This window comes from Falsiroseomonas selenitidurans (genome assembly GCF_012103215.1).
GTDB lineage: Bacteria > Pseudomonadota > Alphaproteobacteria > Acetobacterales > Acetobacteraceae > Falsiroseomonas > Falsiroseomonas selenitidurans.
This window is the reverse complement of sequence record NZ_JAAVNE010000025.1, coordinates 19,367-45,904: the sequence shown is the minus strand read 5'-3', so window position 1 is coordinate 45,904 and position 26,538 is coordinate 19,367. Positions and strand designations below refer to the sequence as shown.

The window sequence follows — 26,538 nt, the reverse complement described above, 5'->3', positions numbered from 1 at the left end:
CCTGCGCGGTCAAGTTCCTGTGCTCGGGGGCTTATTCCACCGCCGGGTGGGACGCGCCAACGCACCGGGGTCTATCCTGCCCCGGTGATGGATCCTGCCCGTTGATGCGCGACCCCCAGCTGACCGACCTCGGTCTCGTCGCCCGGATCGCGGCGGTGCCGAGCATCCTCGACATCCTGCGCAGCACCACCGGCATGGGCTTCGCCGCGGTGGCGCGGGTGACGGAGGATCGATGGGTGGCCTGCCAGGTGCTGGACCTGATCGGCTTCGGCCTGGAGCCGGGCGGGGAACTGCCGGCGGACAGCACCATCTGCCACGAGATTCGCCAGCACCGCGCCCCGGTGGTGATCGACGACATCGCCGCCGACCAATCCTGGCGCGGCCACCCCACGCCGGTGCGCTACGGCTTCCGCAGCTACATCTCCCACCCCATCTGCCTGCCGGACGGCCGCTTCTTCGGCACGCTCTGTGCCATCGACCCTTCGCCGCGGCCGCTGAACACGCCGGCCATCACCGGCATGTTCCGGCTGTTCGCGGAAATGATCGGCCTGCACATCGCGGCGCAGGAGAAGGTGCTGGTCAGCGAGGCGGCGCTGGCCGAGGAACGCCGCGAGGCGCATCTGCGCGAACAATTCACCGCCGTGCTGGGGCATGACCTGCGCAACCCGCTGGCCTCCATCGATGCCTGCCTGCGCACGCTGGACCGCCCGGCCTCGGAGGAACGGCGGCAGGAGGTGCTGCGCATCGCCCGGCGCAGCGTGCGCCGCATGGCCGGGCTGGTCAGCGACATGATGGACCTGGCCCGCGGCCAGGTGGGGGAGGCGATGGCGCTGCGCCGCGACCAGGGCGACCGGCTGGAATCCGGGCTGCGCCAGGTGCTGGACGAGGTGGCCGCCTCCTGGCCGGATCGGCCGGTGACGGCACATCTGGCACTGGCGCAGCCGGTGGCATGCGACGTGGCGCGGATGGCGCAGCTCTGTTCCAACCTGCTGGCGAATGCGGTGACGCATGGCGCGGTAGACGAGCCGATCCGCCTGGAGGCGGTGACGCAGGAGGGGCGCTTCCGGCTGCAGGTCTGCAATGGCGGCCCGCCCATCCCGCCAGTGGCGAGGGAGCGGCTGTTCCAGCCCTATTTCCGCGGGGCGCTGCGGCCGGACCAGCAGGGGCTGGGGCTGGGCCTGTATATCGCGGCGGAGATCGCCCGCGCCCATGGCGGCACGCTCCGCGTCACCTCCGACGCCGCCGCCACCTGCTTCACCTTCGAGATGCCCTGCGCGGCGCCGGGCCGGGCGTAGCAGGCTGCGGCGGGGGCTGCGCCCCGCGGGGCCGGCCCGCGGATGCGGCCCGCCCGGCACCCGGGGCGCATGAAGGCGAAGCCCTCATGCGCCGTGGGTCAGACCTCCTCCTCGCGGTCGCTCTCGACGACCAGGTCGTCGCCCAGCTCCTCATCCGCGTCTTCCAGCTCCTCGGCGTCCTCGATCGCCTCGTCGGCATCGTCGGCATCCACCTCGACGCCCTCCTCGGCCTCGGCCTCGGCCACGACGGCGCGCTTCTTCAGCCGGTCATCCGGCGGCGGCGCGGCGCGCTTCAGGCGGGGCTGCTCGGCCGGCTGTTCCGTGCCGCATTTCGGGCAGATCGCGGGCTGGCGGGTCAGGTCGTAGAACTTCGTGCCACAGGACACGCAGACGCGCTTCAGTCCAAGTTCGGGCTTCGCCATGGGGAAGAAGAGCCTCGTGCCAGGCCGGGCCGGCCCGCGGAGGTCCGCGGGTCGTCGGGCGTAAAGGGTGCGCGCGATTGCCACTTCGCGCCCTGCATGTCAAACGCGCCGGCATGCAACCCCCACCCGAAGCTGCCAGGAAGCCGCCGCAGCCGGCGGCGCCGGCCGGCCCGCTCCGCGGCCGGGCGCGGGTGCCCGGCTGCCGCGCCGCCGGCCATGCCGCCCTGGTCCTGGCCACGCTGGCCGCCGGCACCACCGCCATCACCGGGCTGCCGACGGATGCCGCGACGGTGCGCCTGGCCGAGGCACTGCGCGCCCTGGGGGCCGGGGTGACGATGCGGGCGGATGGCGCCTGGTTGGTTGCCGGGCGCGGCATCGGCGGGCTGGTGGAACCGGTGCAGGCGCTGGACCCGGGCGGCTCGGCCGAGGTTGCGACCCTGCTCTGCGGCCTGCTGGCCGGCCATGCCCTGTTCGCGGTGGTGGATGGCGGGCCGGGGCTGCGCCACCACCCGATGCAGGCGGTGATGGAGGCGCTGGCCGGCACCGGCGCGCGCTTCGCCGGCCGCGCCGGCGGGCTGCTGCCCCTGGCGGTGGAGGGCGCGGCGGACCCCCTGCCGCTGGAGCTGCGCCTGCCGCCGGCCGCCGCCTCGCTGACATCCGCCTGCCTGCTGGCCGGCCTCGCCGCCCGCGGCAGCACGCGGCTGACGGTGCCGGTGCCGATGCCGGGGGGGATGGAAACCCTGCTGCGTCATTTCGGTGCCCGGGTCCGGATGACCGCGGAGGGCGCCGCCCGGGTGATCGAGCTGGAGGGCCAGCCGGAGCTGGTGGCCACCCCGGTGGTGGTGCCGGGCGATGCCGATGCCGCCACCTTCCTGGCGGTGGCGGCGCTGCTGGTGCCCGGCTCCGACATCGTGCTGGAGGGCATCGACGCGGACCCGCTGCGAGGCATCGCCCTGGCGGCGCTGCGCGCGATGGGCGCCGACATCCTGGCGTCGGACGCGCCGGCCGCCGGGGCCCTGCCAGCGTCCGATTGGCGCGTCCGCGCCGGTGCGCTGCGCGGCCAGGTGGTGGCGGAAGCCGGTGCCTGCCCGGCCTGGCCGGCGCTGGCGGTCGCCGCCGCCGCCGCGCAGGGCAGCACCCGGCTGTGCGGCGCGGGCCAGGACGGGCCCCTTGCCGGCGCCATGGCAGCCCTGCTCGCCGCGCATGGCGTGGCGGCGGTGCGGGAGGGGCCGGATCTGGTGATACAGGGTGCGGGCGGGCCGCCGCCGGGTGGCGGCATGGTGGAGACTCATATGGATCATCGCATCGCCATGGCCGCCATGGTGCTGGGCCTGTCGGCTTGCGCGCCCGTGCGGCTGGACCAATTCGCCCGCATCGAGTCCGGCTTTCCCGGCCTGGCCGCGCTGCTGGAGCGGCTGGCCGGCAGCCCGGTCTGCGCGGCATGAGCGCCCCGCTGGTGATCGCCGTGGACGGGCCGGCCGCGGCCGGCAAGGGCACGCTGGCACGCCGCCTGGCGGCCGAGTTCAACCTCGCCTATCTCGACACCGGGCTGCTGTACCGTGCCGTCGGCCGCCGGCTGCTGGACCTGGGCGCGGACCCGCATGGCGCGGCCGCGGCGGCGGAAGCGGCGGCGACGCTGACCCCGGCGGATCTGGCGCGCGCCGATCTGCGCGGGCCGGAGGCGGACCGCGCCGCCAGCGCCGTGGCCGCGATCCCCGCGGTGCGCGCCGCGCTGCTGGAATGGCAGCGCGAATTCGGCCGCCGCAATGGCGCGGTGATGGATGGGCGGGACATCGGCACCGTCGTCTTCCCGGAAGCGCCCATCAAGCTGTTCGTCGTCGCGACGCCGGAGGAACGCGCCCGCCGACGCTGGCTGGAGATGCGCGCCCGCGGCGTGGCGATTGGCCTGGCGGAAGTGGAGGCGGAGCTGCGGGCGCGCGATGCGCAGGACAGCGCGCGCAGCGTCGCGCCGCTGGTGGCGGCGGCGGATGCGGCGACGCTCGACACCACGGCGCTGGACGCGGACGCCGCCTTCGCCGCCGCCATGCGGCTGATCCGCGACCGCATCGGCGCCTGAGCAGGGCGGCGCCGGGGTCGGCCGGCGCCCGTCAGTTCTGCCCCCGGCCCGATTCCCCTTGACTCGCGGAAGCCCCAGGGCGTAACGCGACCCCGAGCCGAACGCGCCATGCGCCTGCGGCGCCCGTGTTTTTGCGGGGGGAAAACGCCAGGCCGAATTGGCCGCCGGTGTGGATTGCCCCGCGGCTTCACGGGCCGGAAACGGCGGTCCGTCGACCCCGCCCCCATCCTTCGGGCCATGCTTCCCAATGGGATCATCCCACCGGGAAACAGCCAGGTCGTGTCCGTGGCCACGTGCCGCGGGGGCGCATACCCCATGCCCCACGATCGGGGCATCTGATCGGGAAACAACCGCTACATGGCAAGCGCCACCGCTTTCGCTGATCCTGGCGAAGACTTTGCTGCCCTGCTGGACGCCACGCTGGGCGAGAACACCTCGTTCCACGGCTCGGTCATCTCCGGCAAGATCATCCGCATCGATGACGATTTCGCCGTCGTCGATGTCGGCCTGAAGTCCGAGGGCCGCGTCCCCCTCAAGGAATTCGCCCCGCAGGGCCAGAAGCCGGAAATCAAGGTCGGCGACGTCGTCGAGCTGTTCGTCGAGCGCTACGAGGATCGCGACGGCGCGATCATCCTGAGCCGCGAGAAGGCCCGCCGCGAGGAAGCCTGGACCAATCTGGAGAAGTCCTTCACGGCGCAGCAGCGCGTGAACGGCGTGATCTTCGGCCGCGTCAAGGGTGGCTTCACCGTCGACCTCGGCGGCGCCGTGGCCTTCCTGCCGGGCAGCCAGGTGGACATCCGCCCGGTGCGTGACGTGACGCCGCTGATGGGCAGCCCGCAGCCCTTCCAGATCCTGAAGATGGACCGCGCCCGCGGCAACATCGTCGTCTCGCGCCGTGCGGTGCTGGAGGAGACGCGCGCCGAACAGCGCAGCGAGCTGATCCAGGGCCTGAAGGAAGGCATGGTGCTCGACGGCGTGGTGAAGAACATCACCGACTACGGCGCCTTCGTGGACCTCGGCGGCGTCGACGGCCTGCTGCATGTCACCGACATCGCCTGGCGCCGCATCAACCACCCCTCCGAGGCCCTGACCATCGGCCAGGCGGTGAAGGTGCAGGTCATCCGCTTCAACCCGGAAACCCAGCGCATCAGCCTCGGCATGAAGCAGCTGATGTCCGACCCCTGGGACGGCGTGGCCATCAAGTACCCGGTGAACGGCAAGTTCAGCGGCCGCGTCACCAACATCACCGACTACGGCGCCTTCGTGGAGCTGGAGCCGGGGGTGGAAGGCCTGGTCCATGTCAGCGAGATGAGCTGGACCAAGAAGAACGTGCACCCCGGCAAGATCGTCGCCACCTCCCAGGAAGTGGACGTGATGATCCTGGACGTGGACGGTCCGAAGCGGCGCATCTCGCTCGGCCTGAAGCAGGCGCAGGGCAACCCGTGGGAGCTGTTCGCCGAGGCCAACCCGCCCGGCACGGTGATCGAGGGCGAGATCCGCAACATCACCGAGTTCGGCCTCTTCATCGGCCTGGGCCCGGACCTGGACGGCATGGTGCACATGTCCGACCTGTCCTGGGACCTGCCCGGCGAGCAGGCGATGGCGAACTTCCAGAAGGGCGAGACCGTCAAGGCCAAGGTGCTCGACGTCGATGTGGAGAAGGAGCGCATCTCCCTCGGCATCAAGCAGCTTGAGGCCGACCCGGCCGCGGAAGTGCTGGACCGGATCAAGAAGGGCGACGTCGTCACCTGCACCGTCACCAAGATCGAGCCGAACGGCATCGAGGTGAAGGTCGACGAGGTCCTCATCGGCTTCATCCGCCGCGCCGAGCTGGCGCGCGACCGTGGCGACCAGCGCCCCGACCGCTTCGCCGTGGGCGAGAAGGTCGATGCGAAGATCACCGCCGTCGACCGCGCCGGCCGCCGCCTGGCCCTGACCATCAAGGGCAAGGAAGTGGAGGAGGAGCGCGAGGCGGTCCGTGAATACGGCACCACCGACAGCGGCGCCTCGCTGGGCGACATCCTCGGCGCGGCCATCCGCCGCCGCAACCAGTCCACCGAGGACTGATCCGCCGGACCCTCGGGTCCGGGCTGCAGGCGGCCGCCGGGGCACACCCCGGCGGCCGCTTCGCGTTTCAGCCCCCGGCGCCGCCGCGCCATGCTCCCCCGGCGCCGCCGCGCCATGCTCCCCCGGCGCCGCCGCGCCATGGCCATCCGGCCCGGCGCGCCCTATCTGACGGGGCATGCCCCTCGATGCCGATCTCCTGCTCGACCGACGCCGCCTGAAGCGCCGGCTTTCCCTGTGGCGGGCCGCCGCCGTGCTGGCGCTGGTCGCCATCGGCCTGGCCCTCGCCTGGGATGACGACCGCACCGCCGGCCTCTGGCCCGGCAGCGGCACCGCCCATGTCGCCCGCCTGAACGTGCAGGGCTTCATCAGCGACGACCGGGAGTTGATCGAGACGCTGGACCGGCTGCGGCGGCAGGATTCGGTGCGCGCCGTTCTGGTGGCCATCGACAGCCCCGGCGGCAGCGTCGCGGGCGGGGAGGCGCTGCACGCCGCCCTGGCCCGCATGGCGACGGAAAAGCCCGTGGTGGCCGTGATGTCCGGCACCGCGGCCTCCGCCGGCTACATGGTGGCGCTGCCGGCGCAGCGGATCTTCGCCCGCAGCGCCACCGTCACCGGCTCCATCGGCGTGATCCTGCAGAGCTTCGATGCCTCCGGCCTGCTGGCCTGGCTGGGCGTGCGGCCGGAAGTGATCGCCTCCGGCCGCTTCAAGGACCAGCCCAGCCCCTTCCGCCCGCTGAGCGAGGAGGGGCGGGCGCAGCTGGCCCGGGTGGTGCAGGACCTGCACGAGCAATTTGTCGGCATGGTCGCCGAGGGACGACGCATGGACCCGGCGCGGGTCCGCGAACTGGCCGATGGCCGCGTCTTCACGGGGCGGGAGGCGCTGGCGCTCGGCCTGGTGGACGCGCTGGGCGGAGAGGCGGAGGCGCGCGCCTGGCTGGCGGAGTCGCAGGAGGTTTCAGCCGACCTGCCGGTGCGCGACATCAAGCCGCGCGGGCTGGCGGAACGCACCTTCGGCGCCCTCTGGGGCCTGTTCTCGAAAAGCCTTGTCGATGAATGGGTTGGCGTTGACCGCGTGCGCGCGCTTTGGCAACCTTAGGTGCAATGTCCCGGCTTGGGGCACGCCGAGGGCCAACATGACGAGGTCGGAACTGATCGCGCAGCTTGCCGCCGCCAACCCGCATCTGCGGCAGCCGGATGTGGAGCTGATCGTGACCACCATCTTCGATGAGATCATCGGGGCGCTGGCGCGCGGGGACCGGGTTGAACTCCGCGGCTTCGGCGCCTTTTCCACGAAGCGGCGCGAACCGCGCACCGGTCGGAACCCGCGCACCGGCACGGCGGTGGCGGTGGACGGCAAGGCGGTGCCCTATTTCAAGCCGGGCAAGGAATTGCGCGAAAGGGTGAATGGCGGCCCGCTGCAGGACCCGCCGCGCCGCCCCCGCGCCAAGGCGACCGCCTGACGCTTCCTTCCCGCCGCGCGCGGCGTTAGGACAGGCCGCGACGATCGGAGAGGCACATCCCCATGCGCTGGCTGTTGTTCCTGCCGCTGCTCATCCTGCTCGCGGTGTTCGCCCTGTCCAACATGCAGGAGGTGCAGTTCCGCCTCTGGCCCTTCGACCTGGCCTGGGCCGCGCCGCTGGGCGTCGCCGCGCTGATCCTGTCGGGCTTCGGCTTCGTGATCGGCGCGCTCATCGCCTGGGCCGCCGGCCTGCCCGCCCGCCGCCGCGCCCGCCGGGTGGAGGAAGCCGCCAGGCTGGTGGAATCCGAACTGGCCGTGCTGAAGGCGCGGGAGGCCGCGCTGCGCGACGCGCCCGGCCCGGCACCCATGCGCATCTCCCTGCGCAGCGGCGCCTGACCATGCCGGACAAGCCCCTGGACACGGCCAGGACCCGGCTGCGGCGCTGCGGGCTCTGCGTGGCGCTGGATGCGCCGGTGCTGGCGCAGGCGGAAGCCTGGGCGGATGCGGTGGCGCCGCATGCCGGGCTGCTGAAGGTGGGGCTGGAACTGTTCTCGGCGGAAGGCGGGGCGGCGGTGCGGTCGATCGCCGCGCGCCGGCCGGTGTTCCTGGACGTGAAGCTGCACGACATCCCCAATACCGTGGCGGGCGCGGTGCGGGCGCTGTCGCCGCTGCGCCCGGCCTTCATCACCCTGCATGCCGCCGGCGGGCCGGCCATGGTGGCAGCCGCCCGCCGCGCGGCGGAGGAAGCCGGGCCGGACCGGCCGCGCCTGCTGGCCGTGACGGTGCTGACCAGCCTGGATGCCGCGACGCTGGCCGCCACCGGCGTGGCCGGCGGCCCGGTGCAGCAGGTGCTGCGGCTGGCCAGGCTGGCGGTGGAAGCCGGTGCGGATGGGCTGGTCTGCTCGCCGGGGGAGGTTGCCGCCCTCCGCCAGGCGCTGGGGCCGGACCCGGTGCTGGTGGTGCCGGGTGTGCGGCCGGCGGGCAGCGCGGCGGATGACCAGGCCCGCACGGCGACGCCGGAAGAGATGGCCGATGCCGGCGCGGACTGGATCGTCGTCGGCCGCCCGGTCACCCAGGCGCAGGATCCCGCCGCCGCGGCGCGGGCGATCCGCGCGGCGCTGGGCTGATCCCATGCGGGTGAAGATCTGCGGCCTGAAGGACCCGGCAGGGCTGGAGGCCGCCGCGCGCGCCGGTGCCGACTATGTCGGGCTGGTGTTCTTCCCCCCCTCGCCGCGGGCGGTGACGCCGGCGGAAGCCGCGGCGCTCTCCGCCGCCCTGCCCGGCGGGCCGCAGCGCGTCGGCCTGTTCGTCGATGCCGATGACGCGCTGCTGGAGGCGGTGACCGGCGCGCTGGCGCTGGATGTGCTGCAACTGCATGGGGCGGAGTCGCCTGCGCGTTGCGCCGCGGTGCGTCGGCGCTTCGGCCTGCCGGTGATGAAGGCGCTCGGCATCGCCACCCCGGCCGACCTGGATGCGCTGGCCGCCTATGCGGAGGCGGTCGATCTGTTCCTGCTGGACGCCAAGGCACCGCCCGGCGCGCCGCTGCCCGGTGGCAATGCCGCGCCCTTCGACTGGACGCTGACGGCCGGGCGGCGCCTTCCCCGCCCCTGGCTGCTGGCCGGCGGGCTGACGCCCGGCAATGTGGCACAGGCCATCGCCGCCAGCGGCGCGCCGGGCGTCGATGTCTCCTCCGGCGTGGAGCGGGCGCGGGGGGTGAAGGACCCGGCGCTGATCGCGGCGTTCATCAGCGCGGCCCGCGCGGCGTGATCCGGCCCGCCACCGCGGCGGATGCCCCGGCCATCGGCAGCATGCACGCCCAGGCCTGGCAGGAGACCTATCCGGGCCTGGTGCCGCCGGCCCTGCTGACGGAGATGACGGACCCCGACCGGCGCCGCGCCGCCTGGGCCCGCACCCTGGCCGCGCCGCTGCTGCCGGGCGGTATCCTGGTGCTGGAACAGGATGGCGCGGTGCGCGGCTTCATCGCGGTCTGCGCGGCGCGGGATGCGGCGCTGGGGGCCTCGGGCGAGGTTTCGGGGCTGTATCTGCTGCGCGCGGCGCAGGGGCGCGGGCTGGGGCGGGCGCTGCTGGCGGCCGGGGCCACGGTGCTGCTGCAGGCAGGCCATGACTCGGCCGGGGCCTGGGCGCTGGATGCGAACACCCGCGCCGCCGGCTTCTACGCCGCCACCGGCGCCATCGCCGGCACCCGCCAGACCGGCTGGCACGGCCCCGTCGCGCTGGAGGAGACGGCCTGGGTCTGGCCGGATCTGCGTGGCGTGACCAGTTGAAGGCGCTGCGCTAAGAGACTTCCCACGTCCAGGACACCGCCCGTGAACCACACCCTGCCCAATTCCTACCGCCAAGGCCCGGACCCGCGCGGCCGCTTCGGCCCCTTCGGCGGTCGCTTCGTGGCCGAGACGCTGATGCCGCTGATCCTGGAGGTCGAGGCGGCCTATGAGGCGAGCAAGAAGGACACCGCCTTCCAGGCCGAATGGCGCCGCCTGCTGACGCACTATGTCGGCCGCCCGAGCCCGCTGTGGTTCGCCGAACGCCTGACCGCGCATCTGCGCAAGGACGCCGCGCCGGGCATGGGCGCCAAGGTGTATTTCAAGCGCGACGAGCTGAACCACACCGGCGCGCACAAGATCAATGCGGTGCTCGGCCAGATCCTGCTGGCCAAGAAGATGGGCAAGACGCGCATCATCGCGGAGACCGGCGCCGGCCAGCATGGCGTGGCCACCGCCACCGCCTGCGCGCTGATGGACCTGCCCTGCGTGGTCTACATGGGCGCGACCGACGTGGAGCGGCAGCAGCCCAACGTCTTCCGCATGAAGCTGCTCGGCGCCGAGGTGGTGCCGGTGACCTCCGGCGCGGCGACGCTGAAGGATGCGATGAACGAGGGTTTGCGGGACTGGGTCGCGAACGTTCACGACACCTATTATTGCATCGGCACCGTCGCCGGCCCGCACCCCTATCCCGCCATGGTGCGCGATTTCCAGTCCGTGATCGGGACCGAGGCCAAGGCGCAGATGCAGGACGCCGAGGGCCGCCTGCCGGACGTGCTGGTGGCCGCGGTCGGCGGTGGCAGCAATGCCATGGGGCTGTTCTACCCCTTCCTCGACGATGCCTCGGTGGCGATGGTGGGCGTGGAGGCCGCGGGAAGGGGCCTCGATTCCGGCGAACATGCCGCGGCGCTGTCGCGCGGCCGGCCGGGCGTGCTGCATGGCAACCGCACCTACCTGCTGCAGGATGGCGACGGGCAGATCACGGAGGCGCATTCCATCTCCGCCGGCCTGGACTATCCGGGCGTCGGGCCGGAGCATTCCTGGCTGCATGAGCTGGGCCGGGTGCAGTACCGGGCCGTGACGGATGACGAGGCGCTGGCGGCGTTCCAGCTCTGCTCGAAGCTGGAAGGCATCATCCCGGCGCTGGAGCCCGCCCATGCGCTGGCCGAGGTGCTGAAGATGGCGCCGGCCATGCCGGCAGAGACGATCATCCTGATGAATCTGTGCGGCCGTGGCGACAAGGACATCTTCACCGTCGCGAAGCATCTGGGCGAGAACATTTGACATGTCGCGCATCGCTACGAAATTCGCGGCGCTGAAGGCGCAGGGCCGCGGCGCGCTCATCCCGTTCCTGGAGGCGTTCGATCCGGACCGCGACACCGCCATGGCGATCCTGCGCGGCATGCCGGGCGCCGGCGCCGACCTGATCGAGATCGGCGTGCCCTTCACCGACCCGATGGCCGATGGCCCGACGGTGCAGAAGGCCGGGCAGCGCGGGCTGAAGGCCGGCGCCAGCATGGCAGGCGCGCTGGGCATGGTGCGGGAATTCCGCCAGGACGATGCGGAAACGCCGGTCATCCTGATGGGCTATTTCAACCCGATCCTGTCCTATGGCGTGGCGCGGTTCTGCGCCGAGGCCGCGGAGGCCGGGGTCGATGGGCTGATCGTGGTGGATGTGCCGCCCGAGGAAGCTGATGAGATCGCGCCGGACGCCATCGCCAACGGCCTGGACCTGATCCGCCTGGTGGCGCCGACCACCGGGGAGGACCGACTTCCAAAAGTGCTCTCCGCCACCACCGGCTTCGTCTACTATGTGGCGATCACCGGCATCACCGGCACGCGCAGCGCCAGCACGGATGACCTGGCCGCGGCGATCCCGCGCATCCGCAAATACACCGACCTGCCGATCGCCATCGGCTTCGGCGTGCGCACGCCGCAGCAGGCCGGCGAGGCGTCGCGCATCGCCGATGGCGCCGTGGTCGCCTCCGCCCTGATCGACGGCATGGTGGCCACCCTGGACCCGCAGGGCCGCGCCACGCCGGCCACCGTGCCGGCGGTGCTGGACCGGGTGCGGGAATTGGCGGAGTCTGTGCGCCAGGGCTGATCGGGGCCACCACGCCGCGCCCGATCCAGCCGATCGGGAGCGAAGCGATGGACGGGACGAACGATCCGAAGGCCCTGCTGCAGGGCCTTTATGCCGAGATGGCGCCGCAGCACCTGTTCCCCCTGTGGGAGGTGCTGCACGCGCTGGTGACGCCGGTGCCGGCTTCCCCGGTGCGGCCACATCTGTGGCACTACGACACGGCGCGGTCCCACCTGCTGCGGGCCGGGGACCTGATCACCGCGGAACAGGCGGAACGCCGGGTGCTGATCCTGGAGAATCCGGGCCTGCCCGGCACCTCCTCCGTCACCACCAGCCTCTATGCCGGCCTGCAGCTGATCCTGCCGGGCGAGGTCGCGCCCTGCCACCGGCACACCCAATGCGCGCTGCGCTTCGTGATGGAAGGCGACGGCGCCTTCACCGCGCTGGATGGCGAAAAGGCGGTGATGCGGCCCTTCGACCTGGTGCTGACGCCGAACTGGCAGTGGCATGACCACGGCAATGCCAGCGCCGCGCCGATGATCTGGCTGGACGGGCTGGACATTCCCACCGTGCGCCACTTCGCCGCCAGCTTTGCCGAACGCCTGCCGGATGGCGCCCTGGCGCATGCCGAAACCGCCCCGCCGGGGGATACCGCCGCGCGCTACGGCCGCAATCTGCGGCCCTTCGGCGGCAGCCTGGGCGCGCGCCGGCCCGCAGGCCTGCCACTGTTCCACTACCCCTATGCGGAATGGCGGGACAGCCTTGCCGCCATGGCGCGGAACGGCGACCCGGACCCACATCTGGGCCATGCGCTGGAATTCGTGAACCCGGCCGATGGCGGCCCGGTGATGCCCACCATCGCCGCCCATGTCCGCCTGCTGCCCGCCGGCTTCGCCACCCTGCCGCGCCGCGCCACGGATGCCATGGTGCTGGTGGTGGTGGAGGGCGCGGGGCTGGCCCGCATCAACGGCCATCCCTTCCCGCTGGGGCCGCGCGACCTGCTGGTGGTGCCGTCCTGGGCGGCGCTTGAGGTTTCGGCAACAAGCGAGATGGTAGTCTTCGGGTATTCGGACGCTGCGGCACAACAGAAGCTTGGTTTGTGGCGCGAGCAAAGAATGCAACCCGGCTAACCTCCCCTTCACATAACTCCCGGATTCTGAGGTGACAGACCCCAGAATTCCGGAGGCCCCGTGAATTTCCAGAAACTGAAGCTGGCTGACGTTTCCGAAGAGACATTCGAAGACATTCAGCCGCAATTCTTTACTGTTTTTGGCGTGCCGGCCCCGGAGACTGCTGAACCGGCACCCGACGCCCCGGCATTCCTTGCCGAGGCAACCGCCCCGCCGGCGCGCGACGCCGCAGCGCCGGCCGCACCGCCCGCCGTGCCGGGGGAAATCCTCGTGCAGTTCAATGCCGGCCTCGATGCCGGCCGGGTGCAGCAGGTGCTGGCGACGGTCGGCGGCACAGCGCTCGAGGTGGTGCATGGCGACGCGGCGCAGGGCGAGGCCCTTCTGCTGCGGGTCGGCCTGCCGCCGGAGGCGGAGGCGGAGGAGGCCATCACCCTGCTCCGCGGCGAGCCCGCCGTGGCCTTCGCCGAGGCCAACTTCACCGTCTCGGTGGAAGCCGTCTCCAATGATGGCGGTTATGTCCGCGGCAATCTCTGGGGCATGTATGGCGACGCGACGGAGATCCGCAACGCCAACGGGTCCCAGGCCGGCGAGGCCTGGGCGACGGGGGCCACCGGCTCCGCCAGCATCGTCGTCGGCGTGCTCGACACCGGGCTGAACTACACCCATTCGGACATCTACCAGAATGTCTGGATCAACCAGAACGAGATCCCGGTCAGCCTCCGCGGCAAGCTCGCCGACACCGACAGCGACGGCCAGATCACCTTCCGGGACCTGAACCAGGCGGCGAACAAGGCCTGGGTGAAGGACCTCAACAAGAACGGCCGCATCGATGCGGGCGACCTGTTGAAGGATTCAAGCTGGGTCAATGGCGACGACCTGGACCGCAACGGCTACCGCGACGACCTGTTCGGCTGGGATTTCGTCAATGACGACAACGATCCCTTCGACGACCACGGCCACGGCACGCATGTCAGCGGCACCATCGGCGCCATGGGCGGCAATGGCTATGGCGTGGCCGGCGTGGCCTGGGATGTGCAGATCGTCGCGCTGAAATTCCTCGGCGCCAGCGGGTCCGGCTCCATCGCCGATGCGGTGAAGGCACTGGATTACTACACGGCGGCGGGCAAGGCGGCGGTCGGGCAGGATTTCGTCGCCACCAACAATTCCTGGGGCGGCGGCGCCTATTCCAGCGCCATGCAGCAGGCGATCGACCGCAGCGCGGAAGCCGGCAACCTGTTCATCGCCGCCGCCGGCAACAATGGCCGCAACACCGATGCCGCGGCCAACTACCCCTCCGGCTACAGCACGCTGGGCAGCGTCGGGTATGAGGCGGTGGTCTCCGTCGCCGCCATCACGTCCACCGGCGCCCGCGCCAGCTATTCCAACTACGGCGCCACCTCGGTCGACCTGGGGGCGCCGGGGTCGAGCATCCATTCCATCGCCGCCAATGGCGGCTACACGACGATGAGCGGCACCTCCATGGCCGCCCCGCATGTCACCGGCGCCATCGCGCTCTATGCCGCGGCGAATCCGGAGGACAGCGCGGCGGAGATCCGCAGCGCATTGCTGAACGCCACCACCGCCACGGCATCCCTCGAAGGCAGGACCGTGACTGGCGGGCGGCTGGACGTGGCGCGGATGCTGGAAATTGGTGCCGCGCCGGACGCGGAGCCGGAGCAGGCGGCACCGGAGCCGGAACCGGAGCCGATCCTGGCCAGCTTCATCTTCGGCACGGCCGGGTCGGACAACCTGGTCGGCACGGCGGGGGTGGACACCATCAGCGGCATCGCCGCCACCGGCAACACCCTGGGCAAGGGCAGCGTCGACGTGCTGTGGGGCCTGGCGGGCGACGACGTCTTCCTGCTGGGCGATGCGCGCGGCGTCTTCTACGACGATGGCCTGGCGGCCAAGCAGGGCACCGGGGATTATGCGCGGATCATGGATTTCGCGGCCGGCGACCGGATCCAGCTCTCCGACGACGTCGACACCTACTTCCTGCGCAAGATCCGCGTCGACGGCCAGCTGGGCACCGCCATCTACGCCGACCTGGACGGCAACAACCGCTACGGCACGACGGATGAGCTGATCGGCCATGTCGTCGGCTCCGCGACGCTGAGCGCCGCGGATTTCATCTACGGCTGACCTGACGCGGCGCCAGGGGCTGGGGCTGGGCGAACCCAGGCGGGCGGCAAGCGTTACGCCCGCATGCGACAGGGGAATCCCACCATGCCAGCGCCCAGCGACCGGACGGACAAGACCAAGGAGCGCGACGTGGAGATCAGCGTCCGCGACAGCTTCCCGGCCAGCGATCCCAGCTCCGCCACCTCGACCCAGGGCTCCCGCGCCGTGCCCTTCGACGAGGGCGACGCCCAGACACCGCGGATCCAGGATCCGGTGACCCTGTACCGCCGCTTCCCCGACCCGGAGACGGCGAAGCTGGCGATGGAGACATTGGTGCGCCGCGTGCCGCTGGACCCGGACTGCACGACCCTGGCGGGCAATGAGCTGCGCCTGCATGTCCCGCGCGCGGATGCGGCGCGCATCGAAGGCCTGCTGCAGGCGGCGTAGCCGCGGCGAAGAAGGCCTCTCCAACTCCCATGAACGGGGGCTTTTCGAGCGCGGCTCGGGGTCAGCCCGCCGGGCCGGCGGGGTGGTCACGGCGGGGCAATGCGCGCGCGGCACGTGGTTGTGCGCCGACCTTGCGCTTCGGCCAGCCTTCACGCTGTTCGCCGCGCAGCCCGTCGATCTCCTCCGTCTGGTCGTGGAACAGCATGACCTGGGTGGGGTAGGGCATGTCGATGCCGTCCCGGTCCAGCGCCTGCTTCACCGCCTGCAGCACGGCGGAACGCGCCAGTACCACCTCGATGCGGCGCGGCTGCGTCCACCAGCGCAGGCGCAGGTTGACGCTGGAGCCCGCGAGCTCCCAGACCAGCACCTCCGGCACCGGATCCGCCGCGATCTCCGGCAGGTCCCGGATGGCGGCCAGGATGGCGCGGCGGGCGGTCTCGATGTCGTCGCCATAGCCGATGCCCAGGTCGTATTCGTCGCGCCGCCGGTCATGCGCGGTGTTGACCAGGACCGGGTTCGAATAGATCTCGGCATTCGGGATGATGGCGTCGCGGCCATCATAGGTGCGGATGATCGTGGCGCGGGTTTCGATGCGCTGCACCGTGCCCTCGAAGCCGCGGACGATGATCTGGTCGCCCGGCCGGAAGGGCTGGCGCAGCAGCAGCAGCATCCCGGCCAGCCAGTTCTGCAGGATGTCCTTGAAGGCGAAGCCGATGGCGACCGAGCCGACGCCCAGCCCCGCCACCAGGTCACCCGGCCGCAGCGACGGCATGACGATGGTCAGCCCGATCAGGATGCCGACGAAGATCACCACCCATTTCAGGAAGGCGCCGAGCACCTCGCCCAGATTCTCCCGGTCGTGCCGCCGCGCCCAGCGCCGGAACCCCTGCGCGACCAGCCAGGACAGCCCGATGAAGATCGCCACGACCAGCAGGCCGACGACAATGTTGGGGAGCAGGTACTGGAACCCGGTGGACCAGGCTTCGATCTTGTCCTGGATGATGGCGGAGCCGACCGCGAGGGTGCGGGTCGCGGTCTCGGCCGCGCCGAGCGCCAGGGGCGGCGTCTCGGTGGCTGTCTGGGCCGCAGCCTGCATGCACCCGTCCTGGACCCGGCGCAGCCCCATTGCCGCATGGCCCTGAACGCCACGGGGATGCCGGCGGTTGCGCCGCCGGCGGCCCCACCGGCGACGCGGCTTCAGCCCGGAACCGGCAGGCCCTTGCTCGTGGAGTATTCGAAATGCAGCGCCTCGCCCGGGAAGACCTGCGGGTGGATGGCGTGCGCCGCCATCGCGGCCTCCGAGAACCCCTGCAGGATCAGCTTGAGCTTGCCGGGATAGGTGGCGATGTCGCCGATGGCGTGCACGCCGGGGATGTTGGTGGCGCAGGTCGCGGGTGCCACCTGGATGTGGCTGCGGTCCAGCCCCAGCCCCCAATCGGCGATCGGGCCGAGTTCCATGGACAGGCCGAAGAAGGCCAGCAGGTGGTCGGCCGGCACCGTCTTCACCTCCCCCTTCAGCGTCGCCAGCGAGACGCCGGTCAGCACGCCGCCTTCGCCTTCCAGCCCATGCAGCTGGTAGGGGATGGCGAGCTCGATCTCGCCGCGCTCCGCCGCCTGCTTCAGCTGCGCGGCGCTGTCGGGCGCGCAGCGGAACTTGTCGCGGCGGTGCACCACCGTCACCTGGGCGGCCAGCTGCTTCAGGCTCAGCGCCCAGTCCACCGCGCTGTCGCCGCCGCCGGCGATCACCACGCGCTTGCCGCGGAATTCCTCCCGCCGGCTGACCAGGTAGCGCACGGCGCCCGAGGCCTCGAACTCCGGCAGGCGGTCCAGCGGCGGGCGATTCGGGCCGAAGGCGCCGGCGCCGGCGGCCAGGATCACGGCGCGGCAGGTGATGACATCGCCCTCGCTGGTGGTCAGCACCAGCTTCTCGCCGTCCTGCCGCAGGCCCTCCACCCTTCGGCCGAGCATCAGCATCGGGTTGAAGGGCGCGCATTGCTTGTGCAGCGCCGCGATCAGGTCGGCGCCGGCGATCTCCGGATGGGCGGGGATGTCGAAGATCGGCTTTTCGGGATACAGCGCGCTGCATTGGCCGCCGATCTCGCCGAGTGCGTCCACCACCACCGTCTTCATCCGCAGCATGCCGCATTCGAACACGGCGAAAAGCCCGACCGGACCCGCGCCGATGATCGCCACATCCGTCTCGACAACCGCCGGCATCGCGCCCCGTCCTTCTGCATCCGTGCCGCATCTGGACCAGGGCGCGGAAGGGATCAACCCCGCCTGCCTGCCCCCGGCCGGGCCGGCTTGTGCGGCGCCGTGGCGAGAGGGCAGATTGCGCGCGCGCATGCCCCCTTCCGTCACCCTGCACCTGCCCGATGAAGCCGCCACCGCCGCGCTCGCCGCGCGGCTGGCGGCGCGCGCGCGGCCGGGCGACGTGCTGCTGCTGGAAGGCCCGCTGGGCGCCGGCAAATCGGCGCTGGCCCGCGCCTTCCTGCGCGCCGCCGCCGGCGATGCGGGGCTGGAGGTGCCTTCCCCCACCTTCACCCTGGTGCAGGCCTACGACCTGCCCGCCGGCCCGGCCTTCCACTTCGACCTCTGGCGCCTGGACGGCCCCGCCGGCCTGGCGGAGCTGGGGTGGGAAGAAGCGCGGGAGGGGATCTGCCTGGTGGAATGGCCCGACCGGCTGGGCACGCAGCGCCCCGACCAGGCGCTGCACATCGCGCTCGCCCCCGCCGCGGCGGCGGATGCCCGCATCGCCACCCTCACCGGCTGGGCCGGCCGGCTGGGGGGCATCGCACCATGAGGGCGGAGGCGGTGGCCTTCCTGGCCGAGCACGGCTTCATCGGCGCGGCGCGGCAGCCGCTGCCGGCCGATGCGTCCTTCCGCCGCTACACCCGCCTGGTCGGCGGCCCGCGCCCGGCGCTGCTGATGGAGGCGCCGCCGCCGCAGGAGGATCTGGGCCCCTACCTGCACATCGCCGCGCATCTGGCGGCCGCGGGCCTTTCCGCCCCCGTGGTGCTGGCCGCCGATGCACGGCAGGGCTTCGCCCTGGTGGAGGATTTCGGCGCCCACACCATGGCGCAGCGGCTGGATGCGGGGGCGGCGGCCGCGCCGCTCTACCTGGCCGCCACCGCGGCGCTGGCCCGGCTGCATGCGGTGCCGCCGCCGCCCGGCCTGCCGGCATGGGGCGTGGCCCGCATGGCGGAGACCGCCGCCGCCACCTTCCTGGAATGGTGGTGGCCGGAGAGCTTCGGGGAGGCGCCTTCGGAGGCCGTGGCGGTGGCATTCGGCACGGCGCTGCACGCCATGCTGGCCCCCTTTGCCGCCGCGGGCTTCGTGCACCGGGACTTCTTCCCCGCCAACCTCATGCCGCTGCCGGGCCGCACACCGCCCGCCGATGTCGGCCTGCTGGATTTCCAGGACGCAGCGCTCGGCCACCCGGCCTACGACCTCGTCTCGCTGGTGGAGGACGCCCGGCGCGACGTGGACCCGGCGCTGCGCGAGGCCTGCATCGAGCACTACCTGGCCTTGCGGCCGGAGCTTGATGCGGACGCCTTCCGCGCCGCCATGGCCGCGCAGGCGGCGCAGCGGCATCTGCGCGTCGCCTGCCTCTGGGTGCGGCTGGCGCGGCGGGACGGCAAGCCGCACTACCTGCGCCATGGGCCGCGCTGCTGGGCGCTGCTGGGCGCTGCCCTCGCGCATCCCGCCACCGCGCCGCTGCGGGACTTCCTGGACCGGCACGTGCCGCCCGAACGGCGCCGCAACCCGGACGGGTTGCCCGATGGGCTGCCCCATGGGCTTAAGGACTCCGCCGCATGATCGCCCTGACCCACGCCATGGTGCTGGCCGCCGGCCTCGGCACGCGGATGCGGCCACTGACCGACGACACGCCGAAGCCGCTGCTGCACCTGGATGGCCGGTCCCTGCTGCACCATGCGCTGGACCGGCTGCGCGATGCGGGCGTGCAGCACCATGTGGTGAACGCGCATTGGTTCGCCGACCAGGTGTCGGCGTCCGTCGCCAGCCACGACGCGCCCGGCCGGCTGGTGCTGCGGGAGGAGGTGCTGCTGGAGACCGGCGGCGGCGTGAAGGCGGCGCTGCCGCATCTGGGGGAAGCGCCCTTCGCGGTGGTGAATGGCGATGCCTTCTGGCTGGATGGGCCGACCCCGGCGCTGCAACGCCTGGCCGCCGCCTTCGACCCGGCGCGGATGGACGCGCTGCTGCTGCTGGTGCGCACCGCGCTGGTGGAGGGGGAGGCCGGGCGCGGCGACTTCTTCATGGACCCGCTGGGCCGGCTGCGCCGGCCGAAGGAGCGGGAGATCTGCCCCTACCTGTTCGGCGGCGTGCAGATCCTGGCCCCTGCCCTGTTCTCGGCGGCGCCGGAGGGGCCCTTCAGCCTGAACCGGCTGTATGACCGCGCGATGGAGGAGGGGCGGCTCTACGGCCTGGTGCATGACGGCGCCTGGTTCCACCTCTCCACCCCGCGCGACCTGGAACGGGCGGAGCGGCTGCTGCGGGCGGGGATGCCGACAGCGATGTTCTGAGCCGCTGGACCCGGGCGGGCGGGCCGGCTAGCCTCTGGAACGGAACATGAACCTCTACGACATCCCCGCCGAGCTGCCCTTCCTGGACTGCCTCGCCGCCGGGGTCCTGGCGCAGTTCCGCGACCGGCCGCCGGAGGCCCTCTCCCGCGCCACCATCCTGCTGCCCACCCGGCGCTCCGCGCGCGGGCTGCGGGATGCCTTCCTGGCGGCGTCAGGCGATGCCGCGCTGCTGCTGCCGCGGATGCGGGCGCTCGCCGGGCTTTCCACCGAGGATGCGGACGAGCTGGCCCTGCCCAGCCTGCTGGACCTGCCGCCGGCAGTGCCGGCGCTGACCCGGCAGGCCGTGCTGACCAGCCTGGTGATCCGCCTGCCGCCGCGCCATGGCGGCCCCTCCACGCCCGAACAGGCCTGGGCGCTGGCCGCAGAACTGGCGCGGATCTTCGACGAGATCGCGCTGGAGGAGAAGGACACGGCGCTGCTGGCCAAGGCATCGCCGGCGGAATTCGGCGAGGCCTGGCTCGGCCGGCTGGAGGCGCTGGTGCCGGACTCCCAGGCCACCCACTGGCAGATCACCACCACCTTCCTGCGCGGCGTCGCCACCGCCTGGGCCGGCTGGCTGGAGGGCGAGGGGCTGCTGGATATCGGCCTGCGCCGGGTGCTGGCGCTGCGCGAACAGACCCGCGCCTGGCAGGAGGCTCCGCCCCGGGACCCGGTGATCGCCGCCGGCATCGGCGTGGGCGGCACCATCCCGGCGGCGGTCGAACTGCTGCGGGTGCTGGCCGGCGCGCCGCAGGGCGCGGTGCTGCTGCATGGCATCGACCGCGAGACCGCCGGCCCGCTCTGGGAGGCCATCGCCGCCTCCGCCCCGCATCCCTTCTCCAGCCAGGCGCGGCTGCTGGCGGCCCTGGGCGCCACGCCGCGGCAGGTGCGGCGCTGGCCCGGCTGCAGCGGCGCCGCCGGCCCGGTGCCGGAAGCCCGGCCGGCGCTGCTGGAGATGGCGCTGCGCCCGCCGGAGGGCATGCAACCCTGGACCGTGCCGGCCGCGGCGCGCTGGGCACCGGGGCTCGCGGGGTTGCAGGCGCTGGTCGCCCCGGATGCCCAGGCGGAGGCCGCCGCCATCGCCATGCTGCTGCGCGAGGCGCTGGAGCGCCCCGGCGCCCGCGCCGCGCTGATAACGCCGGATCGCGACCTGGCGCGGCGCGTCTCGGCCGATTTGCTGCGCCACGGCATCCGCGCCGATGACAGCGCCGGCCAGCCTCTGGCACAGACGCCGACGGGCGTGTTCCTGCGCCTGCTGGCCCGCACCGTGGCGGAGGATTTCGCGCCGGTGCCACTGCTCGCCCTGGCCAAGCACCCGCTTGCCGCCGCCGGGATGCCGCGCGCCGAATTCCTGTCCGCCGTGCGGCTGCTGGAACGCCGGGTGCTCCGCGGGCCACGGCCGCAGGGCGGGCTGGAGGGGCTGGCGGCGTTGATCGCGGCGCTGCCCGACGGCCCCGGCAAGGCGGATCTGCTGGCCCTGCACGCCGCCCTGGCCGCTTCCCTCGGCGATTTCGCCCATCCCGGCCGCGTGGCCCGGCCACCGGCGGATCTGCTGGCCGCGCATCTGGCCGCCGCCGAGGCGCTGGCCACGACGCCCGAGCAGCCCGGCGGCCTGCGGCTCTATGCGGCGCAGGAGGGGGAGGTGCTGGCCGGGCATATGGCGGACCTTGCCCCGGCGCTGTCCCACCTGGCGCCGATCGACCCTGCCGCCTGGCCGGCGCTGTTCGAGGCCAGCCTGGAGGGCATCGCCACCCGCCAGGTGCGGCTGCACGAGGCCGCGCATCCGCGCGTCGAGATCCTCGGCCTGCTGGAGGCGCGGCTGCTGGCCTTCGACCGCGTCGTGCTCGGCGCGCTGGATGAGGGCGTCTGGCCGCTGGCCACCGACCCGGGCCCCTGGATGAGCCGGCCGATGCGCGCGCAGTTCGGCCTGCCGGAGCCGGAAGCCCGCATCGGCCGCGTCTGCATGGACTTTTTCCTGTTCGCCTGCGCGGCGAAGGAGGCCGTGCTGTCGCGCGCGGCGCGGCGCGGCGGGTCGCCGACGGTCGCCGCGCGCTGGCTCACCAGGCTGGAAACCTTCCTGGCCGGCCAGGGGCTGGCGCTGGCGGGCAGCGAGGCGGCGCGCTGGGCGGCAGCGCTGGACCAGCCGGCGACCGTCACCCCCGTCGGCCGCCCCGCCCCCTGCCCGCCGGCGGCCCTGCGGCCGCGGGAGATTGCGGTGACCGAGGTCGCCGACCTGCTGGCCGACCCCTACGCCTTCTATGCCCGGCGCGTGCTGCGGCTGCGGGCGCTGGATCCGCTGGATGCCGATGTCGGCGCGCTGGACTACGGCATCATCGTCCATGCCGCGCTGTCCGGCTTCATCCGCCGCATCGCCCGCGCCCCCGGCGGCTGGCCGGGCGAGGACCAGGCCCTGGCGGATTGGGGGGAGGCGGCGGCGGAGGCCCTGGCGGCGCAGGGGCCAAGGCCCTCGCTGGCGGCCTTCTGGCGCCCGCGCCTGGCCCGCATCGGCGCCTTCGTGGTGCGGCTGGAGGCGGAGATGCGCCAGGGCGGCGGCATCGCCGCCAGCGTCACGGAGGTGGAGGCCCGCTTCGACCTGCCGCGGCCGCGCGGCGTGGTGGCGCTGAAGGCGCGCGCCGACCGGATCGACCGGCTGGGCGATGGCAGCCTGCAGGTGCTGGACTACAAGACCGGCCGCGTGCCCGGCCTGCCCGAATTGCAGGATGGCCGCGCCCCGCAATTGCCGCTGGAGGCCGCGCTCGCCGAGGCCGGCGCCTTCGCCGGGCTGCCCGCCGCGCCGGTCGCCGCGCTGGTGTACTGGAAGCTCTCGGGTGGCGAGGTGCCGGGCGAATCGCACCCGATGCTGACGGGGGCGGAGGAGGTGGCGGAGCTGGCCGCCCTGTCGCTCGACCGGCTGGGCCGGCTGCTGGACCGCTTCCTGCTGGGCGATGCGCCCTTCGCCGCCCGCCCGCACCCCGCCCGCGCCGCCCGCGGCGGCGACTACGACCACCTGGCCCGCTTCGCCGAATGGGCGGATGCGGAGGGCGAGGAATGAGCGGCCGCAGCCTGACGGCGCGGCAGGAGGCGGAGGCGGCGCAGGCCGAGGCCTCCGCGCCCGCTTCCTCCGCCTGGGTCGGCGCCTCCGCCGGGTCGGGCAAGACCAAGGTGCTGACCGACCGGGTGCTGCGCCTGCTGCTGGCGCCGGGCACACGGCCGGGGGCCATCCTCTGCCTCACCTTCACCAAGGCGGCGGCGGCGGAGATGGCGACGCGCCTGGCGCGCGACCTCGGCCGCTGGGCGGTGGAGCCGGAATCGCAGCTGGCGGCACGGCTGGGCGCCCTGCTGGGGCGGGCGCCGGATCGCCGCGACCTGGATGCGGCGCGCGGGCTGTTCGCGCGGGTGCTGGACCTGCCGGGCGGCATGCGCATCAGCACCATCCACGCCTTCTGCCAATCCCTGCTGCGCGCCTTCCCGCTGGAGGCCGGCCTCGCCCCGCATTTCGGCGTGGCGGAGGAAGCGGATGCGGCGGATCTGCTGGCCGCGGCGCGGGAAGCCGTGCTGGCCGCCCCCGCCCAGGCCCCGGCGCTGGAGGCGCTGGCCAGCCTGGTGCCGCCGGATGCCTTCGCCCGGCTGGTCGCCGCCCTGGACCGGGACCGCGAAAGGCTGGCGGAGGCGCTGCGCGGCGCCGGCTCCCTCGAACGGCTCTGCGCCTGCATCGGCCAGCATCTGGGCCTGCCGGAAGCGGCGCAAGAGGCGGCGCTGGTGGAGGCGGCGGCGCAGGATGCGGACCCCCAGGCGGTGATGGCCGCAAGGCTGCTGGAGGCCAGCCGCAACAAGAACGACCGCGATCGGGGCCTGGCGCTGCTGGACTGGCTGCAGGCCCCCCCGGCGCAGCGCGCCGCCCGCTGGGCGGATTGGGTGGCGCTGCTGCTGACGAAGGACGGCACGCCGCGCGCCCGCCTCGCCACCAAGGAGGTCGGCCCGCGCCAGGCGGAATGCGCGGAGATCCTGCGGCGGGAGGCGGAGCGGGTGGCGGCGATGGAAGGCAGCCGCCGCGCCAGCCGCCTGCTGGCGGCCACCCGCGCGCTGCTGTCGCTCGGCGCGCCGGTGCTGGAAGGCTATCGCGCCCGCAAGCGCGCCCGCGGCCTGCTGGATTATGACGACCTGATCCTGGCGGCACGCCAGGTGCTGCGCGACCCGGGCAGCGCCTGGGTGCTGTTCAAGCTGGATGGCGGGCTGGACCATGTGCTGCTGGACGAGGCGCAGGACAGCAACCCGGCGCAATGGGGCATCGCCGCCGCGCTGACCGAGGAATTCTTCGCCGGACACGGGCGGGAACGGCGGGCCGAGGCGCCGCCGCGCACCATCTTCGCGGTGGGCGACGTCAAGCAGTCCATCTACGGCTTCCAGGGCGCCGACGCCGCCGGCTTCATCCGCTGGAAGGCGCATTTCGCCGAACGCCTGGCGGCGCTGGGCGAAAGGCTGCGCGACTTGCAGTTGCAGGTCTCCTTCCGCTCCACCGCGCCGGTGCTGGCGCTGGTCGATGCCGTCTTCGCGGAAGGCCCGGCGCGGGAGGGTGTGGTGGCGGCGGGCGAGGGGCTGCGCCACCGCCCGGACCGCGCCGGCCAGGCCGGCTGCGTCGAGCTGTGGCCGATGCTGGAAGCGGCGGAGCCGGAGCCGCCGCCGGAATGGGAGGTGCCGGACACCCCCGCCGCCGCGACCGGTGCCGATGCCCTGCTGGCGGAGGCGCTGGCCGCGCGCATCGCCACCTGGCTGCGGGAGGGGGAGCGCCTGCCCAGCCGCGACCGGCCGATGCGGGCCGGGGACATCCTGGTGCTGGTGCGCAAACGCAGCGGCGGGCTGCTGCCGCGGCTGGTGCGGGCGCTGAAGCAGCATGGCGTGCCGGTGGGCGGCGCGGACCGCATCCGCCTGGCGGAGCAGATCGCGGTGCAGGACCTGCTGGCGCTGGCCGATGCGCTGCTGCTGCCGGAGGATGATTTGCAGCTGGCGGCCGCCCTGAAATCGCCGCTGGTCGGGCTCGACGAGGCGCAGCTCTTCGCCCTGGCGCAGGGCCGCACCGGCAGCCTGTGGTCGCGCCTGGCCGCGCTGCGCGGGCAGGACAGCGCGGCAGGCCATGCGGCGGATTTCCTCGCCGGGCTGATGGCCCGCGCCGACCTCGTCACCCCGCACGCCCTGTTCGCCGAAATACTCGGGGAACATCGCGGGCGGCAGAGGCTGCTGGCGCGGCTCGGGCCGGATGCGGCCGACCCGGTGGAGGAATTGCTCAACGCCGCCCTGGCCTATGGCGCGCGGCATCCCCCCAGCCTGCAGGGCTTCGTCCACTGGCTGCGCCGCGGCGGGGCGGAGGTGAAGCGGGACCAGGAAGCCGCGGGCGATGCGGTGCGGATCATGACGGTGCACGGCGCCAAGGGGTTGCAGGCGCCGGTGGTGATCCTGCCGGATACGGTGGCGCCGGGGCGGGACACCGGCGATGTGCGCTGGGTGATGGAGCCGGATGCGCCGCCTTTGCCGCTCTGGGCGCCGAACAAGGACCACCACGCCCCCGCCTTCGCCACGCTGCTGGCCACGGAAAAGGCGGCGCGGGCGGAGGAGGAACACCGGCTGCTCTATGTCGCACTGACCCGGGCGGAGGACCGGCTGCTGGTCTGCGGCTGGCAGAAGCGCAGGCCGAAGACGCGGGACTGGCCGGAAGCCTGCTGGTACGACCTGATCGCCCAGGGCTTTGCCCGGCTGGAGGCGGCGGAGGCGCCGCTGGGGGACTTCGGCGCGCCGGTCGAATGCCGCTTCGCCGGCGCCACGCTGCGCCAGCTGGTCAGCCCGCAGGAAGCCCCGCCCCGCCCGGATGGCCGCGACGCGCCGCCACCGGAAGCTGCCGGCCTGCCCGGCTGGGCGCATCGCCCGGCGCCGGCCGAAGCGGTGCTGGACGCGCTGGCCCCCTCCGCCGTGCCGGGAGAGAATGAACCGCCCGCCGCCGCCCCGCATGGCGCCGCCGACCCCACCGGCCAGCGCTTCCGCCGCGGCCGGCTGGTGCATGCGCTGCTGCAGCACCTGCCAGACCGGCCACCGGCGGAGCGCACCAAGGCCGGCGCCGCCTTCCTCGCCCGCCGCGGCCATGCGCTGCCGCCCGAAGCCCAGGCGGAGATCCTCGCGGAGGTGCTGGCCTTGCTGGACGCCCCGACCTTCGCCGCCGCCTTCGGCCCGGACAGCCTGGCGGAGGCGCCGATCGCCGGGCGGCTCGGCAACCGGCTGGTCAGCGGCCAGGTGGACCGGCTGCTGGTGGCGCCGGACCGCGTGCTGGTGCTGGACTACAAGACCAACCGCCCGCCGCCGGCGGACGCTGCCCAGGTACCGGCGCTGTATCTCCGCCAGATGGCCGCCTACCGCGCCGTGCTGCGCCAGGCCTTCCCCGGCCGCCGCGTGGATTGCGCCCTGGTCTGGACCTTCGGCGCTCGACTCATGCCTCTGGTGGAAGGTTTGCTGGATAGCCATGCGCCGTCGGCATGAGGCTGCGCAGCCGGCGCAGGAAGGCGCTTGCTTGACCGGGGGCAACGGCG

The 26,538-nt window shown here is 73.3% G+C and carries 23 protein-coding genes; 20 read left to right on the top strand and 3 right to left on the bottom strand.

Features of this window, described 5'->3' with window-relative positions:
• Positions 1–104 precede the first annotated feature (104 nt).
• Positions 105–1,295, top strand: a complete 1,191-nt coding sequence (locus HEQ75_RS15815) for a GAF domain-containing sensor histidine kinase (RefSeq protein ID WP_168032310.1) — start codon at positions 105–107, stop codon at positions 1,293–1,295.
• A gap of 98 nt (positions 1,296–1,393) precedes the next feature.
• Here the strand turns inward: HEQ75_RS15815 and HEQ75_RS15810 are convergent, their stop codons facing one another.
• Positions 1,394–1,717, bottom strand: a complete 324-nt coding sequence (locus HEQ75_RS15810) for a TIGR02300 family protein (RefSeq protein WP_168032308.1) — start codon at positions 1,715–1,717, stop codon at positions 1,394–1,396.
• A gap of 113 nt (positions 1,718–1,830) precedes the next feature.
• Here HEQ75_RS15810 and HEQ75_RS15805 point away from each other — a divergent pair, with 113 nt between their 5' ends.
• The 14 genes from HEQ75_RS15805 (at position 1,831) to HEQ75_RS15740 (ending at position 15,383) form a co-directional block, all read left to right on the top strand.
• Entirely contained in the window at positions 1,831–3,162 is a 1,332-nt protein-coding gene (locus HEQ75_RS15805; protein WP_168032306.1) for a 3-phosphoshikimate 1-carboxyvinyltransferase, read from the top strand.
• Positions 3,159–3,794, top strand: a complete 636-nt coding sequence (cmk, locus tag HEQ75_RS15800; RefSeq protein WP_168032304.1) for a (d)CMP kinase — start codon at positions 3,159–3,161, stop codon at positions 3,792–3,794. Before HEQ75_RS15805 ends, cmk begins: the two co-directional genes overlap by 4 nt.
• A 357-nt stretch (positions 3,795–4,151) precedes the next feature.
• Positions 4,152–5,861: a 30S ribosomal protein S1 gene (rpsA, locus tag HEQ75_RS15795; protein WP_168032302.1), complete on the top strand. Its 1,710-nt coding sequence runs from the start codon at positions 4,152–4,154 to the stop codon at positions 5,859–5,861.
• Between the two features lie 175 nt (positions 5,862–6,036).
• Positions 6,037–6,957: a signal peptide peptidase SppA gene (gene sppA / locus HEQ75_RS15790; protein WP_168032300.1), complete on the top strand. Its 921-nt coding sequence runs from the start codon at positions 6,037–6,039 to the stop codon at positions 6,955–6,957.
• Between the two features lie 37 nt (positions 6,958–6,994).
• Positions 6,995–7,321: an integration host factor subunit beta gene (gene ihfB, locus HEQ75_RS15785; protein WP_168032298.1), complete on the top strand. Its 327-nt coding sequence runs from the start codon at positions 6,995–6,997 to the stop codon at positions 7,319–7,321.
• Positions 7,322–7,383: 62 nt separating this feature from the next.
• Positions 7,384–7,716, top strand: a complete 333-nt coding sequence (locus HEQ75_RS15780; RefSeq protein ID WP_168032296.1) for a lipopolysaccharide assembly protein LapA domain-containing protein — start codon at positions 7,384–7,386, stop codon at positions 7,714–7,716.
• Between the two features lie 2 nt (positions 7,717–7,718).
• Positions 7,719–8,447, top strand: a complete 729-nt coding sequence (gene pyrF / locus HEQ75_RS15775) for an orotidine-5'-phosphate decarboxylase (RefSeq protein WP_168032294.1) — start codon at positions 7,719–7,721, stop codon at positions 8,445–8,447.
• A 4-nt stretch (positions 8,448–8,451) separates the two neighbouring features.
• Positions 8,452–9,087: a phosphoribosylanthranilate isomerase gene (locus HEQ75_RS15770; RefSeq protein WP_168032292.1), complete on the top strand. Its 636-nt coding sequence runs from the start codon at positions 8,452–8,454 to the stop codon at positions 9,085–9,087.
• Entirely contained in the window at positions 9,084–9,605 is a 522-nt protein-coding gene (locus HEQ75_RS15765) for a GNAT family N-acetyltransferase (protein ID WP_168032290.1), read from the top strand. Before HEQ75_RS15770 ends, HEQ75_RS15765 begins: the two co-directional genes overlap by 4 nt.
• 42 nt (positions 9,606–9,647) lie before the next feature.
• The gene (gene trpB, locus HEQ75_RS15760; RefSeq protein ID WP_168032288.1) at positions 9,648–10,886 is read left to right on the top strand and encodes a tryptophan synthase subunit beta; all 1,239 of its coding nucleotides are present in this window, start codon (positions 9,648–9,650) and stop codon (positions 10,884–10,886) included.
• 1 nt (position 10,887) lies between these two features.
• Positions 10,888–11,706 (top strand): tryptophan synthase subunit alpha, encoded by an 819-nt coding sequence (gene trpA / locus HEQ75_RS15755; protein ID WP_168032286.1) that lies wholly within the window; start codon positions 10,888–10,890, stop codon positions 11,704–11,706.
• Between the two features lie 47 nt (positions 11,707–11,753).
• Positions 11,754–12,815, top strand: coding sequence for a gentisate 1,2-dioxygenase (gene gtdA, locus HEQ75_RS15750; protein ID WP_168032284.1), 1,062 nt, complete (start codon positions 11,754–11,756; stop codon positions 12,813–12,815).
• A gap of 60 nt (positions 12,816–12,875) precedes the next feature.
• Positions 12,876–14,957, top strand: coding sequence for a S8 family serine peptidase (locus HEQ75_RS15745; protein WP_407925896.1), 2,082 nt, complete (start codon positions 12,876–12,878; stop codon positions 14,955–14,957).
• 84 nt (positions 14,958–15,041) lie between these two features.
• On the top strand, positions 15,042–15,383 hold the full coding sequence (locus HEQ75_RS15740; RefSeq protein ID WP_168032282.1) for a hypothetical protein: 342 nt from the start codon (positions 15,042–15,044) through the stop codon (positions 15,381–15,383).
• A 61-nt stretch (positions 15,384–15,444) separates the two neighbouring features.
• Here HEQ75_RS15740 and HEQ75_RS15735 read toward each other — a convergent pair whose 3' ends face one another.
• Together HEQ75_RS15735 and HEQ75_RS15730 are read right to left on the bottom strand one after the other, a co-directional pair.
• Positions 15,445–16,479 carry a mechanosensitive ion channel family protein gene (locus HEQ75_RS15735; protein WP_209318591.1) on the bottom strand — a complete coding sequence of 345 codons (1,035 nt, stop codon included), beginning with the start codon at positions 16,477–16,479 and terminating at the stop codon, positions 15,445–15,447.
• 101 nt (positions 16,480–16,580) lie between these two features.
• The gene (locus HEQ75_RS15730; protein WP_168032278.1) at positions 16,581–17,600 is read right to left on the bottom strand and encodes an NAD(P)/FAD-dependent oxidoreductase; all 1,020 of its coding nucleotides are present in this window, start codon (positions 17,598–17,600) and stop codon (positions 16,581–16,583) included.
• Between the two features lie 127 nt (positions 17,601–17,727).
• On the opposite strand from HEQ75_RS15730, the gene tsaE reads away from it, so the two are divergent.
• Genes tsaE through addA form a run of 5 tightly spaced genes read left to right on the top strand, consistent with a single transcriptional unit; the run spans position 17,728 to position 26,488 of the window.
• Complete coding sequence (tsaE, locus tag HEQ75_RS15725) at positions 17,728–18,186, top strand: tRNA (adenosine(37)-N6)-threonylcarbamoyltransferase complex ATPase subunit type 1 TsaE (protein ID WP_168032276.1); 459 nt, start codon at positions 17,728–17,730, stop codon at positions 18,184–18,186.
• Positions 18,183–19,202 (top strand): aminoglycoside phosphotransferase family protein, encoded by a 1,020-nt coding sequence (locus tag HEQ75_RS15720; RefSeq protein WP_168032268.1) that lies wholly within the window; start codon positions 18,183–18,185, stop codon positions 19,200–19,202. Before tsaE ends, HEQ75_RS15720 begins: the two co-directional genes overlap by 4 nt.
• Positions 19,199–19,927: a nucleotidyltransferase family protein gene (locus HEQ75_RS15715; RefSeq protein ID WP_168032266.1), complete on the top strand. Its 729-nt coding sequence runs from the start codon at positions 19,199–19,201 to the stop codon at positions 19,925–19,927. Before HEQ75_RS15720 ends, HEQ75_RS15715 begins: the two co-directional genes overlap by 4 nt.
• A 46-nt stretch (positions 19,928–19,973) precedes the next feature.
• Positions 19,974–23,018 carry a double-strand break repair protein AddB gene (gene addB, locus HEQ75_RS15710; protein WP_168032264.1) on the top strand — a complete coding sequence of 1,015 codons (3,045 nt, stop codon included), beginning with the start codon at positions 19,974–19,976 and terminating at the stop codon, positions 23,016–23,018.
• Complete coding sequence (gene addA, locus HEQ75_RS15705) at positions 23,015–26,488, top strand: double-strand break repair helicase AddA (protein ID WP_168032262.1); 3,474 nt, start codon at positions 23,015–23,017, stop codon at positions 26,486–26,488. The genes addB and addA overlap by 4 nt, the downstream gene beginning before the upstream one ends.
• Positions 26,489–26,538: the final 50 nt, after the last annotated feature.

Coding starts and splice junctions, on each gene's coding strand:
- HEQ75_RS15815 (WP_168032310.1), top strand. CDS start 105: ATGCGCGACCCCCAGCTGACCGACCTCGGTCTCGTCGCCCGGATCGCG.
- HEQ75_RS15810 (WP_168032308.1), bottom strand. CDS start 1,717: ATGGCGAAGCCCGAACTTGGACTGAAGCGCGTCTGCGTGTCCTGTGGC.
- HEQ75_RS15805 (WP_168032306.1), top strand. CDS start 1,831: ATGCAACCCCCACCCGAAGCTGCCAGGAAGCCGCCGCAGCCGGCGGCG.
- cmk (WP_168032304.1), top strand. CDS start 3,159: ATGAGCGCCCCGCTGGTGATCGCCGTGGACGGGCCGGCCGCGGCCGGC.
- rpsA (WP_168032302.1), top strand. CDS start 4,152: ATGGCAAGCGCCACCGCTTTCGCTGATCCTGGCGAAGACTTTGCTGCC.
- sppA (WP_168032300.1), top strand. CDS start 6,037: ATGCCCCTCGATGCCGATCTCCTGCTCGACCGACGCCGCCTGAAGCGC.
- ihfB (WP_168032298.1), top strand. CDS start 6,995: ATGACGAGGTCGGAACTGATCGCGCAGCTTGCCGCCGCCAACCCGCAT.
- HEQ75_RS15780 (WP_168032296.1), top strand. CDS start 7,384: ATGCGCTGGCTGTTGTTCCTGCCGCTGCTCATCCTGCTCGCGGTGTTC.
- pyrF (WP_168032294.1), top strand. CDS start 7,719: ATGCCGGACAAGCCCCTGGACACGGCCAGGACCCGGCTGCGGCGCTGC.
- HEQ75_RS15770 (WP_168032292.1), top strand. CDS start 8,452: ATGCGGGTGAAGATCTGCGGCCTGAAGGACCCGGCAGGGCTGGAGGCC.
- trpA (WP_168032286.1), top strand. CDS start 10,888: ATGTCGCGCATCGCTACGAAATTCGCGGCGCTGAAGGCGCAGGGCCGC.
- gtdA (WP_168032284.1), top strand. CDS start 11,754: ATGGACGGGACGAACGATCCGAAGGCCCTGCTGCAGGGCCTTTATGCC.
- HEQ75_RS15740 (WP_168032282.1), top strand. CDS start 15,042: ATGCCAGCGCCCAGCGACCGGACGGACAAGACCAAGGAGCGCGACGTG.
- HEQ75_RS15735 (WP_209318591.1), bottom strand. CDS start 16,479: ATGCAGGCTGCGGCCCAGACAGCCACCGAGACGCCGCCCCTGGCGCTC.
- HEQ75_RS15730 (WP_168032278.1), bottom strand. CDS start 17,600: ATGCCGGCGGTTGTCGAGACGGATGTGGCGATCATCGGCGCGGGTCCG.
- tsaE (WP_168032276.1), top strand. CDS start 17,728: ATGCCCCCTTCCGTCACCCTGCACCTGCCCGATGAAGCCGCCACCGCC.
- HEQ75_RS15720 (WP_168032268.1), top strand. CDS start 18,183: ATGAGGGCGGAGGCGGTGGCCTTCCTGGCCGAGCACGGCTTCATCGGC.
- HEQ75_RS15715 (WP_168032266.1), top strand. CDS start 19,199: ATGATCGCCCTGACCCACGCCATGGTGCTGGCCGCCGGCCTCGGCACG.
- addB (WP_168032264.1), top strand. CDS start 19,974: ATGAACCTCTACGACATCCCCGCCGAGCTGCCCTTCCTGGACTGCCTC.
- addA (WP_168032262.1), top strand. CDS start 23,015: ATGAGCGGCCGCAGCCTGACGGCGCGGCAGGAGGCGGAGGCGGCGCAG.